Raw genomic sequence first — 14,310 nt, 5'->3', positions numbered from 1 at the left:
AAGCATGGGACATGCCCGCGTTCCTACAATGCCGCATGTTTGTCCACTTGCGCTTGCACACTGAATTTTCCGTCGTGGACGGAACCACCCGTATCGACGAGGTCGTCAAGGCGGCGGCGAAAGACGGCCAGCCCGCCCTGGCGATCACGGACCTGAACAACCTGTTCGGCGCGATCAAGTTCTACAAGGAAGGCCGGGGCAAGGGCGTCAAGCCCATCCTGGGCGCCGAAATCTACCTGGAGGGCGAAGCGGCAGGCGCACCCTCGCGCATGGTGCTGCTGGTGCAGAACCGCACCGGGTATCTGAACCTCTCCGAACTGCTGACCCGCGCGTGGACGCGCAACATCGTCAGGAACCAGGCGCTGTGCACCTGGCAGTGGCTGCAGGAATTGGGCGACGGCCTGATTGCCCTCGCTGGAGCGCAGGCCGGTCCCGTGGGGCAGGCGCTCATGAAGGGCGATGACGCCGGAGCTGCGCAGCTGGCGCTGCGTCTGGCGGGCATCTTCCCGCACCGCTTCTACCTGGAGGTTCAGCGCGCCGGACGCACTGACGACGAAGCCCATGTCACCGCCGCGGTGCAGCTTGCCGCGCGCCTGGCCCTGCCGGTGGTAGCCACCCACCCGGTGCAGTTCGCAACGCCGGACGATTACGAGGCGCACGAGGCGCGCGTGTGCATTGCCGAGGGCGAGATCTTGGCGAATCCGCGGCGCGTGCGCCGTTTCACGCGCGAGCAGTATTTCAAGAGCAGTGCCGAGATGGAAGCGCTGTTCGCCGACGTACCCAGCGCCCTCGCCAACACCGTTGAGGTGGCCAAGCGCTGCAATGTGTCGCTGGTGCTGGGCAAGCCGCAACTGCCGAACTTCCCCATTCCGGGTGGGATGACGATGGAGCAGTACTTCCGCCACGCGTCCCACGAGGGCCTGGAGGAGCGGCTGCTGCACCTGTACCCGGACACCGCCGAGCGCGACCGCCAGCGCCCCCGCTACCAGGAGCGGCTGGAGTTCGAACTGGGCACGATCCTGAAGATGGGCTTTCCAGGCTACTTCCTCATCGTGGGTGACTTCATCCAGTGGGCCAAGAAGAACGGCTGCCCGGTGGGCCCCGGGCGCGGCTCGGGTGCGGGCTCGCTCGTGGCCTATGCGCTCAAGATCACGGATCTGGATCCGCTGCAATACAACCTGCTGTTCGAGCGCTTCCTGAACCCCGAACGGGTGTCCATGCCCGACTTCGACATCGATTTTTGCCAGGCCAACCGCGACCGGGTGATCGACTATGTGAAGGACAAGTACGGCAAGGAGGCCGTGAGCCAGATCGCCACCTTCGGCACGATGGCGGCCAAGGCAGCCATCCGCGACGTGGGGCGGGTGATGGACATGAGCTACACGTTCTGTGACGGTATCTCGAAGCTGGTGCCCGGCAAACCCGGCCAGACCTATACGCTGGCCTACCCGCCAGAGCCCAAGAAGGAAGGGGACAAGAACAACTACGCCCTGGAGTTGGAACCCATCCTGTACGAGCGCGTGCGCAAGGAGGAGGACGTGCGCACCATCATCGAGATGGCGCAAAAGCTCGAAGGGATGACGCGCAATATTGGCATGCACGCCGGCGGCGTGCTGATCGCGCCGGGCAAGCTGACCGATTTCTGCCCGCTGTACCAGCAGCCTGGCAGCGAATCGGCGGTGAGCCAGTACGACAAGGACGACGTGGAGGCCATCGGCCTGGTGAAATTCGACTTCCTGGGCTTGGCGACGCTGACCATCCTGGAAATCGCGCGTGAGTTCATCATGCAGCGCCACAAAGGGCAGGAAAACTTCGCGTTCGAGAACATTCCCCTGGACGATGCTGCGACCTACAAACTGTTCTCGGACGGCAAGACAGAAGCCGTGTTCCAGTTTGAAAGCCGGGGCATGCAAGGCATGCTCAAGGAAGCGCGCCCAAGCAGGCTGGAAGACCTGATCGCCTTGAATGCCCTGTACCGGCCCGGCCCCATGGACCTGATTCCCAGCTTCGTGAACCGCAAGCACGGCAAGGAGGTGGTGGAGTACCCGCATCCGCTGGTGGAGCCCGTGCTGGCCGAGACCTACGGCATCATGGTCTACCAGGAGCAGGTGATGCAGACGGCGCAGGTGCTGGGTGGTTACTCGCTCGGCGGCGCCGACATGCTGCGCCGCGCCATGGGCAAGAAAAAGGCCGAGGAAATGGCCGAGCACCGTGCCATCTTCCGCAAGGGTGCAGCCGAAAAGGGTATCAGTCAGGACAAGGCCGACGAGGTCTTCGACCTGATGGAAAAGTTTGCGGGTTACGGCTTCAACAAGTCGCACGCCGCCGCCTATTCGCTGCTGGCCTACCACACCGGGTGGCTCAAGGTGCACTACACGGCGGAGTTTTACTGCGCCAATATGACCGTGGAAATGGACGACACCGACAAGCTCAAGGTGCTCTATGAAGACGCGGTCAAACATTTCGGCATGACCTTCGAGCCGCCGGACATCAACCGCGGCAATTACCGCTTCGAGCCGGTGACGGACAAGGTCATCCGCTATGGCCTGGGCGCCGTCAAGGGCACGGGACAGCAGGCGATCGAGGCCATCATCGCCGCCCGCGAAGGGCAGGGCGTGGGCCCACAGGGCGCAACCCGGGGGCCTTTCAAGAGCTTGTTTGACTTTTGCGTACGCGTGGACCGCACGCGCGTCAACAAGCGAACGGTGGAGGCGCTCATCAAGGCGGGCGCCTTCGATGCCCTGCAGCTCAACCGTGCCGCGCTCGTGGCATCCCTCGATCGGGCGTTCGAGTTTGCCAATGCGCAGATCGCCAACGCCAACCAAGGCGGGCTGTTCGACATGATGGGCGATGACGCCATCGGCTCCAGCACGCAGGAGCCTGATCTGGTGGATGTGATGCCCTGGGGCATCAAGGAACGGCTGATGCAGGAGAAGACCGCGGTGGGCTTCTACCTCTCGGGCCACTTGTTCGACGAAGTGCACCAGGAAGTGCGCCGCTTCGTGCGCACCGCTATCGACGAACTGGTAGACAGCCGCGAGACGCAGGTGGTCGCCGGCATCGTGAGCGACTACCGCGTCATCAACGGGCAGCGCGGCAGGCTGGCGTTGTTCAAGCTGGACGACAAGTCTGGCGTCATCGAGGCTTCCGCCGACGAAGGGCTGATCAATGCGAACGCCGGCCTGCTCAAGGACGATGAATTCGTAGTGGTGAGTGGTCGGCTGCAGTTGGACCACTTCAGCGGAGGCCTGCGCATGAAGGTGCAGCAGGTCTGGGATTTGGCGGGTGCGCGGGCACGCTATGGGCGCTATCTGCAGGTGTGCCTGGGGCAGCAGTTGCCAGACATCGGGGCGCTGGTGCGTGACTATCCTCCGCAACGGGAGGAGACCGAACACGGCGAGGTGCTTGCCCATGGCCTGCGCGTGCGCATGCAGTTGCGCTGCACAGCGGCGGCTGGCGCGGCCACGGCCGAGGTGCAGTTGGGAGAGGCCAGCCGGTTCTTTCCCAGCGATGCCGCGCTGGCCGCGTGGAGCGCTCAGGTGGGCAGCGGTGCTGTGAACGTGGTCTATGAGTAGGGCTGTGATCAGCGCTTGAAAAAAGCCCGCGCGGCACCATGTGAGGTCTGCTCAGGTGCCGCATCGGCCTCGCTAGAATGAAATTCATGGCAACCACCCCCCCAATCCCCGCGCCGGTGCCGGCTCCCACCCCTCCGTCCTGGGACGAGGGTGGTTCGGTCGTGCTGGAGCGGCGTACGCAGAAGACCCAGCCGCCCCAGATGTACCAGGTGGTCATGCTCAACGACGACTACACCCCCATGGAGTTCGTCGTCGTCGTGTTGCAGGAGTTCTTCAACAAGGACCGCGAGGCCGCCACGCAGATCATGCTGAAGATCCATCTGGACGGCAAAGGCGTGTGCGGTGTGTACACGCGCGATGTCGCCGCTACCAAGGTGGACCAGGTGCTGGAAGCGGCGCACAAGGCGGGCCACCCTCTGCAATGTTTGAGTGAGCCCGTTGAATAAGGGGGCATTGCTCCCGATCTACAGTCATCCCTAACACGCAAGCACAAAGGAGTTCTCACATGATTGCCCAGGAACTGGAAGTCAGCTTGCACATGGCCTTTGTCGAGGCCCGCCAGCAACGCCACGAGTTCATCACCGTGGAACATCTGCTGCTGGCACTGCTCGATAACCCCAGCGCGGCCGAGGTGCTGCGTTCATGCGCTGCCAACATCGATGATCTGCGCGCATCGCTGACCAACTTCATCAAGGACAACACCCCGCAGGTCGCCGGTACCGACGAGGTGGACACACAACCCACGCTGGGCTTCCAGCGGGTGATTCAACGCGCCATCATGCACGTGCAGTCCACGGGCAACGGCAAGAAGGAGGTCACGGGCGCCAACGTGCTTGTGGCTATCTTCGGCGAAAAGGACTCCCATGCCGTGTACTACCTGCACCAGCAGGGCGTGACGCGCCTGGACGTGGTGAACTACATCGCCCACGGCATCAAGAAGGGCGAGCCGCCGGAGCCTGCCAAGGCCGAGGGCCAGGCCGACGGGGAAGAGGGCGCGCAAGGCGAGCGCAGTGAAAAGGCGTCGCCCCTGGAGCAATACACCCAGAACCTGAACCAGGCGGCCAAGGACGGCAAGATCGACCCCCTGATCGGCCGCAACTACGAGGTCGAGCGCACGATCCAGATCCTGTGCCGCCGCCGCAAGAACAACCCGCTGCTGGTGGGTGAGGCCGGCGTGGGCAAGACCGCGATTGCCGAGGGCCTGGCCTGGCGCATCACGCAGAACGACGTGCCCGAGATCCTGGCCGAGGCCACGGTGTATTCGCTGGACATGGGCGCGCTGCTGGCGGGCACCAAATACCGCGGCGACTTCGAGCAGCGCCTCAAGGGCGTCTTGAAGAGCCTGAAAGACAAGCCCAACGCCATCCTGTTCATCGACGAGATCCACACGCTGATCGGTGCGGGCGCAGCGTCGGGCGGGACACTGGATGCGTCCAACCTGCTGAAGCCTGCGCTGTCCAGCGGGCAGCTCAAGTGCATCGGCGCGACTACCTTCACCGAATACCGCGGCATCTTCGAAAAGGACGCGGCGCTGTCGCGGCGCTTCCAGAAGGTGGACGTGGTCGAGCCAACGGTACAGGAGACCATCGACATCCTCAAGGGACTCAAGAGCCGCTTCGAGGAGCACCACAGCGTGAAGTACGCCGCCGCCGCCTTGCAGGCCGCGGCCGAGCTCAGCGCCAAGTACATCAACGACCGCCACCTGCCCGACAAGGCCATCGACGTGATCGACGAGGCTGGCGCCGCGCAGCGCATACTGACGCCGTCCAAGCGCAAAAAGACCATCGGCAAGGCCGAGATCGAGGAGATCGTGGCAAAGATCGCCCGCATCCCGCCTGCCAACGTGTCCAATGACGACCGCGGCAAGCTGCAGACGCTTGAGCGCGACCTCAAGAGCGTGGTTTTCGGCCAGGACAAAGCGCTGGAGGTGCTCGCCGCCGCCGTCAAGATGGCACGCTCGGGACTGGGCAAGGCGGACAAGCCGATCGGCTCCTTCCTGTTCTCGGGCCCCACAGGCGTGGGCAAAACCGAGGCCGCCAAGCAGCTCGCCTACATCATGGGCGTGGACCTGATCCGCTTCGACATGTCGGAGTACATGGAGCGCCACGCCGTGAGCCGCCTCATCGGTGCGCCTCCGGGCTACGTGGGCTTCGACCAGGGTGGTTTGCTGACCGAGGCCATCACCAAGAAGCCGCACGCCGTGCTGCTGCTCGACGAAATCGAGAAGGCACACCCGGACATCTTCAACGTGCTGCTGCAGGTCATGGACCACGGCACGTTGACGGACAACAACGGGCGCAAGGCCGACTTCCGCAACGTCATCATCATCATGACGACGAACGCGGGCGCCGAGACCATGAACAAGGCCGCTATCGGCTTCACGAATCCGCGCCAGGCGGGCGACGAGATGGGCGACATCAAGCGCCTGTTCACGCCCGAGTTCCGCAACCGCCTGGATGCCATCGTGAGCTTCAAGCCGCTGGATGAGCAGATCATCCTGCGCGTGGTGGACAAGTTCCTGCTGCAGCTCGAGCAGCAGCTCGCCGAGAAGAAAGTGGAAGTTACCTTTACCGACGCGCTGCGCAAGCATTTGGCCCAGAAGGGCTTTGATCCGCTCATGGGCGCGCGCCCCATGCAGCGCTTGATCCAGGACACCATCCGCAAGGCGCTGGCCGACGAGCTGCTCTTCGGTCGCCTGACCGAAGGGGGCCGCCTGACGGTGGACATCGAAGTCAAGACGGATGACAAGGGCGTGGAGACTTCCGAGGTGCTGCTGGACATCCAGCCGGTGCCCAAGAAGGAGCGCGGGGCCAAGTCCGAACCGGCAGAGCCCGAAGAAGCCACCGCCGACTGATTCCGGCACCGCCGCGTTTCAACAAACCCGCAGCCCGCGCTGCGGGTTTTTTTATGGGTGCTCGCCATGCTTATGAGCAAAAGCGGCTCTGACGCCCATCCACCAAGCGAGAGCAGCTATCGATAAGAGAGCGAATTGCAGGGGGTGGTCGTGCGAATGAGAACCCGGGATGCTCCAGAAGGGCATTCGTGCCTTGCGCACAGTGTGTTTGTCGATAAGATAGTAATAAGTTACTTTCTTTAGGTGGCTGCATGAGTGAACTGCCCAAGTACCTGCCCGCCGACGAACGGCGCATCGCCACGGTGGAGGCCGTGGTCGATCTGGCGGCCCAGCAGAACCCCAGCGACATCACCACCACCGCCATTGCCCAGCATATGGGCGTGACGCAGGGGGCACTGTTTCGGCATTTCGCGTCCAAGGACGCCATCCTGCAGGCGGTGATGTCGTGGGTGGCGCAGCGTCTCATGGCGCGCGTGGACGCGGCCGCGGATGGGGCAGCCTCTCCCCTGGCGGCGCTGGAGGCGGTGTTCATGGCGCACATCCATTTCGTGTGCGAGCGGCCCGGTGTGCCACGCCTCATCTTTGGGGAGCTCCAACGCCCCGGCCAAACCCTGCCCAAGCAGATGGTGCAGACCCTGATCACGGCCTACGGCGAGCGCCTGCGCGGGCTGCTGGAGACCGGCAAGGCTGCGGGCGAGCTGGACCCGCAACTGGATGCGCAGGCCGCTGCCGTGCTGTTCATCGGCACCGTGCAGGGGCTGGTGATGCAGTCGCTGCTCGCGGGTGACGTGCAGCGCATGCGCCGCGATGCGCAGGGCGTGTTTGCCATTTACCGCCGCGGCATCGGAAGAGCGCTATGAAGTTTCCCCGTCTGCAGCGCCGCACGCTGGCGCTGATCGCCGTCATTGCGCCGCTGGTGGCGCTGTTCGTCTATGTCGCTCTGCGTTCGGGGCCGCTGGCGCCCGTGGCGGTCACGCTGGGCAGCGTGCAATCGCGCGCCATTGCCCCGGCACTCTCGGGCATCGGCACGGTGCAGGCGCGTTATCTGTACAAGATCGGTCCCACCTTCGCCGGGCGCGTGCAGCGCCTGGACGTTCAGGTGGGCGACAGGGTGGAGGCCGGGCAGGTGCTGGGCGAAATGGACCCGGTGGACCTGGACGACCGCCTGCGCGCACAGCAGGCGGCCATCAAGAGCGCCGAAGCCGCGCTGCGCCAGGCAGAGGCCAGACAGAGTTATGCGCAGACCCAGCACCAGCGCTACGGGAAACTGGTGGCCGTGCGCGGCACCAGCGAGGAAAGCTACGCCACCAAGCAGCAGGAACTGGCCGTGGCAGACGCCGCGCTGGCCGCTGCCCGCGAGGATGCGAGCCGTCTGCGCGCTGACTTGCAGGCATTGCGCGCGCAGCGTGGCAACCTGCGGCTGGTGTCGCCCGTAGCCGGCATGGTGGCTGCGCGCGATGCCGACCCTGGCACGACCGTGGTGGCGGGGCAGGCGGTGGTAAAGCTCATCGACCCGGCCAGCCTGTGGATCGACACGCGCTTTGACCAGATCACCGCCCAAGGGTTGGCGGCCCGGCTACCGGCCGAGGTGGTGCTGCGCTCGCGCCGCGGGGACAACCTGGTCGGCAGCGTGCTGCGCGTCGAGCCCCTGGCGGACGCGGTGACAGAGGAGACGCTGGCCAAGATCGTCTTCGATGCACCGGTTACACCGCTGCCCCCCGTCGGTGAACTGGCCGAGGTCACCGTGCGCCTGCCGGCACTGCCCGAAGCGCCCACCATCCCCAATGCGGCCATCCGCTTCGTGGACGGGCAGCGCGGCGTGTGGAAGCTGGTCGGTGGCAAGCCGCAGTTTGCGCAGGTACGCCTGGGCCGTGCGGACCTCGACGGCCATGTGCAGGTGCTGGACGGGCTGGCCGTGGGCGACTCCATCGTGGTGTACAGCGAGAGGGCGCTCACGGCGCGCAGCCGCGTGCACGTGGTCGAGCGCATTGCCGGGGTGGCGCCTTGATCAGCCTGGCAGGGCGCGACATTCTGCATGCCTGGGGGAAGTTCGTCTTCACCGGCATCGGCCTGGGCCTGCTGATCGGCGTGACGCTGACCATGGCGGGCGTCTACCGCGGCATGGTGGACGACGGTAAGGTGCTGCTGGACAACAGCGGCGCCGACCTGTGGGTGGTGCAGAAAGACACGCTGGGCCCCTACGCGGAATCCTCCAGCGTGCCCGACGACCTGTGGCGCGGCATCCGCGCCATGTCGGGCGTGGCGCAGGCCGCCAACATCACCTACCTGACCATGCAGGTGGGCCACGGCGACAAGGATGTGCGCTCCATGGTGGTGGGCATCACCGCGAGCGGCCCAGGCGCGCCCGGCTGGCCACCGCAGTTGGTGGCGGGGCGCCAGATCACGCGCGGCCATTACGAGGCCGTCGCCGACGTGGCAGCCGGCGTGCGTCTGGGCGATGTGCTGAAGATTCGGCGCAACCACTACACGGTGGTGGGCCTCACGCGGCGCATGGTCTCGTCCAGCGGCGACCCGATGGTGTTCATACCGTTGAAAGATGCGCAGGAGGCGCAGTTCCTCAAGGACAACGACGCCATCCTCATGCAGCGCCGGCGCACCGAGGCCAACCCGGCCTTCAACCGCCCCGGCGTTCCCGACCTGCTGGATGCGGTGGTGGCCTCGCAAACCAGCAACAGCTATGTGAATGCCGTGCTGGTGCGCATGCAGCCGGGCTTCACATCCCAGGAGGTGGCCGAGCCTATCCGCCGCTGGAAGCGGCTCACGGTGTACGACCGGGCGCAGATGGAAGGCATCCTCGTGGGCAAGCTCATCGCCACATCGGCCAAGCAGATCGGCATGTTCCTGGTAATCCTGGCGCTGGTCAGTGCGGCCATCGTGGCCTTTCTCATCTACACGCTGACGATGGACAAGATCCGCGAGATTGCCGTGCTCAAGCTCATCGGCACGCGCAACCGCACCATCGCCTGGATGATCCTGCAGCAGGCGCTGGTGCTGGGCGTGATCGGCTTCGTCGTCGGCAAGATCACGGCCACCTTTGCCGCGCCGCTGTTTCCCAAATATGTGCTGCTGGTGCCGTTCGATACGGTGGCGGGGTTCATCGCGGTGCTGGCGATCTGCGTGCTCTCCAGCGTGGTGGCCATCCGCATGGCGCTGCGGGTCGATCCGGCCGAGGCGATAGGGTGAGGACGCAGCAATGAGCAGGAAAGGGATCCACATCGAGCGCCTGACCAAGCGCTACGGCTCCGGCGACACGGCGTTCCTCGCCCTCAAGGACGTGAACATGCACGTGGCACCGGGTGAGGTGGTGGGCCTGATCGGCCCGTCCGGTTCGGGCAAGAGCACGCTGCTCAAGTGCCTGGGCGCGGTGATCGATCCCACGTCGGGCCGCATGACGCTGGGCGACACGGTGATCTATGACGACGGCTGGCGAGTACCCGACCTGCGCGCGCTGCGCCGTGACCAGATCGGCTTCGTGTTCCAGGCGCCGTACCTGATCCAGTTTCTGGATGCCACCGACAACGTGGCGCTGCTGCCCATGCTGGCCGGCGTGCCCAACGACGAGGCGCGCCGCCGCGCACTGGAGTTGCTCACGGCCCTGGACGTGCAGCACCGGGCCACGGCCATGCCATCGCAACTGTCGGGCGGGGAGCAGCAGCGTGTGGCCATCGCCCGCGGCTTGGTCAACCGCCCGCCGGTGATCCTGGCCGACGAGCCCACGGCGCCGCTGGATTCGCAACGTGCCATGGCGGTGATCCGCATCCTGAACGACATGGCTCGGCGCCTGGAGACGGCCATCATCGTCGTCACGCACGACGAGAAGATCATCCCCACCTTCAAGCGCATCTACCACATACGCGACGGCGTGACCCACGAGGAGGCGGGCGAGGGTCGCGGCTTCGAGTGAGGCGCCGATCTTGATGAAATCAGGCTCTAGCGCCCATGCAGAAAGCGCTAGTAGCTATCAAAAAAGGAGTAAAACAACGCGGTGACGCCGGCTCAGGGCGTCAGCAGTCGCTGCAATAGTTCGCGCGTGGCATAGCCGTCGGCGGGCAAGCCCACACTTTGCTGGTAGCGGCGCACCCCAGCGCGCGTGGCGGGCCCTGCCACGCCGTCGGGCGTGCCGGTGTCCAGGCCGCGTGCGTTCAGCGCCTCCTGCAGCGCGCGTACTTCGCTGCGCGACAGAGGCTGCAGTTCGCGCGGCCAGGCGGATGCCAGGCCCGCGCCGCCGTCGATCTGCCGTGCCAGCAGGCCCACGGCCAGGGCGTAGTTCACCGAGTTGTTGTAGCGCAGCAGCGCGCGGAAGTTGGGCCCGACCAGGATGGCGGGTCCACGCGCGCCTGCCGGGGTAAGGACGGAGGCGTCCTGCAGCGGCGGCAGCTCCGCGTCACCCACGCCGCGCACCCCTTCAGCGGCCCAGTCGCTGCTGGCCTGGCGCACGCTCAGCTCTGCGCGTGCGTAGTCGAAGCCGGGCGGCAGCAGCACTTCGGCGCCCCACGGCTCACCGCTCTTCCAGCCCGAATGGGACAGGAAGTTGGCCGTGGACGCCACCACGTCGGGCACGCTGCCCCAGATGTCGCGCCGCCCGTCCCCGTCCGCATCCACCGCATGGGCAAGGAACACCGAAGGCAGAAACTGCGTGTGCCCCATGGCCCCGGCCCAGGAGCCGATGAGCGCGTCGGCCGCGATGTCGCCCTGGTCCACGATGCGCAACGCGGCCAGCAGCTCGCGCTGGGCCCATGCGCTGCGGCGCCCGTCGTAGGCGAGGGTGGCCAGCGCATCCACGGTGCGGAAGCTGCCGAAGTTGCGGCCATAGTTGCTCTCCATGCCCCAGATGGCCGTGACCACGCTGGCGGGCACGCCGTAGCGCTGCGCTGCTGCGTCCAGCGCGTCGGCGTACTGGCGGCGCTGCTCGCGTCCCTGCGCAATACGCTGGGGTGACACGGCGCTGTCCAGGTAGGCCCAGGGCGGGCGGGTGAATTCGGGCTGGGCGCGGTCCAGTTCCACCACGCGCGGTTGCCACTGCGCCTGGCCCAGGGTGGCGGCCACGGTCTGCGGGCGGATGCCGGCGGCCAGCGCCTCGCGTGCAAAGGCGCTCACCCAGGCGTGGAAGCCGGCCAGCGTGGTTGCGGTGGTGTCGGGCGCCGCCGGCGCGACCGGCGTGCTCGCCGGTTCCACGGTGGATGCTGCCGGGGCAGGCGCCGGGGTGGTGGGCGCTGCGGGCGAGGGCAGTTGGGGGATAACCGGCGCGGGCGCAGGGGCGCTGGGTGCAGCGGATGGAGCCGCTACGGCGGGGGTCGCTGGCGGAGCGGAGGCGCACCCCGCCAGTGCTGCCAGGCCCAGTGCGGAGGCGGCGGCGCGGCGCCGGGTGAGGGTGTCGGGCATGAAGAGAAAACGCATGCGGCCATTGTGCCGGCCTGCCATTGCATACTTCGCCCTGGCACTGTTTCCGGCTGCAACTTCTTCCTCATGCACACTTTTCTCTGGCACGACTACGAAACCTTTGGCGCCAACACGCGCCGCGACCGCCCCGCACAGTTTGCCGCCGTCCGCACCGATGCCGAGCTCAACGAGATCGGCGAGCCGCTGATGATCTACTGCCGCCCGGCCAACGACTATCTGCCGGATCCGCAGTCGTGCCTGATCACCGGCATCACGCCCCAGCTGTGCCTGGAAAAGGGTTTGCCCGAGCGCGAATTCGCCGCCCGCATCGAGGCCGAGCTGGCGCTGCCCGGCACCATTGGCGTGGGCTACAACACCATCCGTTTCGACGACGAGATCACGCGCTTCATGTTCTGGCGCAATCTCATGGACCCGTATGCGCGCGAGTGGCAGAACCAGTGCGGCCGCTGGGACCTGCTGGATGTGGTGCGCCTGACCTACGCGCTGCGTCCCGAGGGCATCGCGTGGCCCGAGGTGGACGGCAAGCCCAGCTTCCGCCTGGAGCATCTGTCCAAGGCCAACGGCCTGGCGCACGAGGCCGCGCACGACGCGCTGTCGGACGTGCGTGCGACCATCGCGCTGGCGCGGCTCATCCGTTCACGCAACCCCCGGCTGTTCGACTTCGCGCTGTCCCTGCACAAGAAGGACCGCGTGGCGGCCGAGCTGCGCCTGCCCACCACGGCGCAGGAGGCACGGCCGTTCCTGCACGTCTCGGGCATGTTCCCTGCCGAACGCGGCTGCCTGGCCGTGATGTGGCCGCTGGCCAGCCACCCGACCAACAAGAATGAGCTGCTGGCCTGGGATCTGGCGCAAGACCCTTCCGAGCTGGCCCGGCTGTCCGCTGACGAGATCCGCACGCGCCTGTTCACGCGCGCGGCCGACCTGCCCGAGGGCGTGACACGCCTGCCGCTCAAGAGCGTGCATCTGAACAAGTCGCCGATGGTGGTGGGTAACCTCAATACGCTCACGCCAGCCATGGCGCAGCGCTGGGGTATCGACCTGCCACAGGCCGCGCAACATGCCGCCGCGGCGCGCGCGCTGCCCGACCTGACAGCCGTCTGGGCCCAGGTGTTCCAGCGCCCTGCGGAGGGGCCGCTGGATGTGGACCAGGACCTGTACGGCGGCTTCGTGGGCAATGAGGACCGCCGCCGCCTGAACCGTCTGCGCGCATTGCCCGGCGAAGAGCTGGCGCACGAGCGCCTGGGTTTTGACGACGCGCGCCTGGCCGAGCTGGTCTGGCGCTACCGTGCGCGCAACTTCCCGCACACGCTCTCGCCCGAGGAGCAGGAGCGCTGGGAGGCGCACCGCGTCGCCATGCTGGTGGAGGGCGAGGGCGGCGGGCTGACGTTCGACGCGCTGTTCGAGCGCCTGGACACGCTGGGTGCCGAGGCCGATGACGAACGCACCGAGGCCATCCTCGGCGCGGTGTACGACTACGCCGAGAGCATCGCGCCCGGCATGGACTGAGGGCTGTGATGCAAGCTGCCGCCAACGTTGATGCGCTGCTTGACTTCGTGCGCCGCCATCCGCGCCTGTTCGTCATCACGGGCGCGGGCTGCAGTACGGAGGTGGGCATTCCCGACTACCGCGACCACAACGGTGAATGGAAGCGCCCCCAGCCCGTCACCTTCCAGGCCTTCATGGGCGATGAAGCCACGCGCCGGCGCTACTGGGCGCGCAGCCTGCTGGGCTGGCGGGTGATGGGCCGCGCCCAGCCCGGTTCTGCGCACCGTGCGCTGGCTGCGCTGGAAACGGCGGGCCGTATCGAACTGCTGTTGACCCAGAACGTGGACGGCCTGCACAGCGCAGCGGGCAGCCAGCGCACGCTGGACCTGCACGGGCGCATCGACACCGTGCTGTGCATGGACTGCGGCATGCGTGCGCCGCGTGTGGCGTTGCAACACGAACTGGAGCGGCGCAACCCTGGATGGGTGGCGCTGCAGGCCGGCGCCGCGCCCGATGGGGACGCCGATCTGGACGGACGGGACTTCGGCGGCTTCGATGTGCCTTCCTGCGCGCACTGCGGCAACGGCCTGCTCAAGCCCGACGTGGTGTTCTTTGGCGAGAGCGTGCCGCGCGAGCGTGTGGAGGCCGCGCGCGCGGCGCTGGCACGCTCGCAAGCGGTGCTCGTCGTGGGCTCGTCGCTCATGGTGTATTCGGGCTTTCGGTTCGTGCAGGCGGCGGTCGATGCCGGCCTGCCCGTGGCAGCGGTCAACCAGGGGCGTACACGGGCCGACGGGCTGCTGGCGCTCAAGCTGGAGCAGGACGCAGGCACTGCCCTGCAGGCGTTGGCCCACGCGTGGGCGCAGCCCCATGCCAGCGTGCCCGCCGCGGTTGCTGGGCTCGTCAGCGGCCGTTGATGCTATCGTGCGGTCCCAAAGCGCCGCCTGGCCGCGTGCCGTGCAGCGCATAGCTTGCATA

Annotated in this window: 10 protein-coding genes; 9 read left to right on the top strand and 1 reads right to left on the bottom strand. The window is 66.6% G+C overall.

What is annotated here, in order from left to right; translation table 11 throughout:
• The first annotated feature begins 35 nt into the window (after positions 1-35).
• From dnaE to I3K84_RS04930, 7 genes are all read left to right on the top strand, one after another.
• A complete protein-coding gene (dnaE, locus tag I3K84_RS04960; protein WP_172206978.1) occupies positions 36-3,575 on the top strand; it encodes a DNA polymerase III subunit alpha in 3,540 nt (1,179 codons plus the stop codon).
• Between the two features lie 77 nt (positions 3,576-3,652).
• Positions 3,653-4,021: an ATP-dependent Clp protease adapter ClpS gene (gene clpS / locus I3K84_RS04955; protein ID WP_015913417.1), complete on the top strand. Its 369-nt coding sequence runs from the start codon at positions 3,653-3,655 to the stop codon at positions 4,019-4,021.
• Between the two features lie 59 nt (positions 4,022-4,080).
• Positions 4,081-6,429, top strand: a complete 2,349-nt coding sequence (gene clpA, locus I3K84_RS04950; protein WP_196995616.1) for an ATP-dependent Clp protease ATP-binding subunit ClpA — start codon at positions 4,081-4,083, stop codon at positions 6,427-6,429.
• A 251-nt stretch (positions 6,430-6,680) separates the two neighbouring features.
• Positions 6,681-7,289, top strand: coding sequence for a TetR/AcrR family transcriptional regulator (locus I3K84_RS04945; protein ID WP_011805096.1), 609 nt, complete (start codon positions 6,681-6,683; stop codon positions 7,287-7,289).
• Positions 7,286-8,437 carry an efflux RND transporter periplasmic adaptor subunit gene (locus I3K84_RS04940; RefSeq protein WP_196995615.1) on the top strand — a complete coding sequence of 384 codons (1,152 nt, stop codon included), beginning with the start codon at positions 7,286-7,288 and terminating at the stop codon, positions 8,435-8,437. The genes I3K84_RS04945 and I3K84_RS04940 overlap by 4 nt, the downstream gene beginning before the upstream one ends.
• Positions 8,434-9,633: an ABC transporter permease gene (locus I3K84_RS04935; RefSeq protein WP_196995614.1), complete on the top strand. Its 1,200-nt coding sequence runs from the start codon at positions 8,434-8,436 to the stop codon at positions 9,631-9,633. The genes I3K84_RS04940 and I3K84_RS04935 overlap by 4 nt, the downstream gene beginning before the upstream one ends.
• A 10-nt stretch (positions 9,634-9,643) precedes the next feature.
• Positions 9,644-10,354 carry an ABC transporter ATP-binding protein gene (locus I3K84_RS04930; protein WP_011805099.1) on the top strand — a complete coding sequence of 237 codons (711 nt, stop codon included), beginning with the start codon at positions 9,644-9,646 and terminating at the stop codon, positions 10,352-10,354.
• A gap of 92 nt (positions 10,355-10,446) precedes the next feature.
• On the opposite strand, the gene I3K84_RS04925 is transcribed toward I3K84_RS04930, so the two are convergent.
• Positions 10,447-11,847: a lytic murein transglycosylase gene (locus I3K84_RS04925; RefSeq protein WP_196995613.1), complete on the bottom strand. Its 1,401-nt coding sequence runs from the start codon at positions 11,845-11,847 to the stop codon at positions 10,447-10,449.
• Between the two features lie 69 nt (positions 11,848-11,916).
• Here I3K84_RS04925 and sbcB point away from each other — a divergent pair, with 69 nt between their 5' ends.
• Both sbcB and I3K84_RS04915 read left to right on the top strand, forming a co-directional pair.
• Entirely contained in the window at positions 11,917-13,356 is a 1,440-nt protein-coding gene (gene sbcB, locus I3K84_RS04920) for an exodeoxyribonuclease I (protein WP_196995612.1), read from the top strand.
• An 8-nt stretch (positions 13,357-13,364) separates the two neighbouring features.
• Entirely contained in the window at positions 13,365-14,249 is an 885-nt protein-coding gene (locus tag I3K84_RS04915; RefSeq protein ID WP_196995611.1) for an NAD-dependent protein deacetylase, read from the top strand.
• Positions 14,250-14,310: the final 61 nt, after the last annotated feature.

It is taken from the genome of Diaphorobacter sp. JS3051 (assembly GCF_015832135.1).
GTDB classification, from domain to species: domain Bacteria; phylum Pseudomonadota; class Gammaproteobacteria; order Burkholderiales; family Burkholderiaceae_C; genus Diaphorobacter; species Diaphorobacter nitroreducens.
Note: the sequence above shows the minus strand (reverse complement) of the source record. Positions and strands in the feature narration are given on the sequence as shown.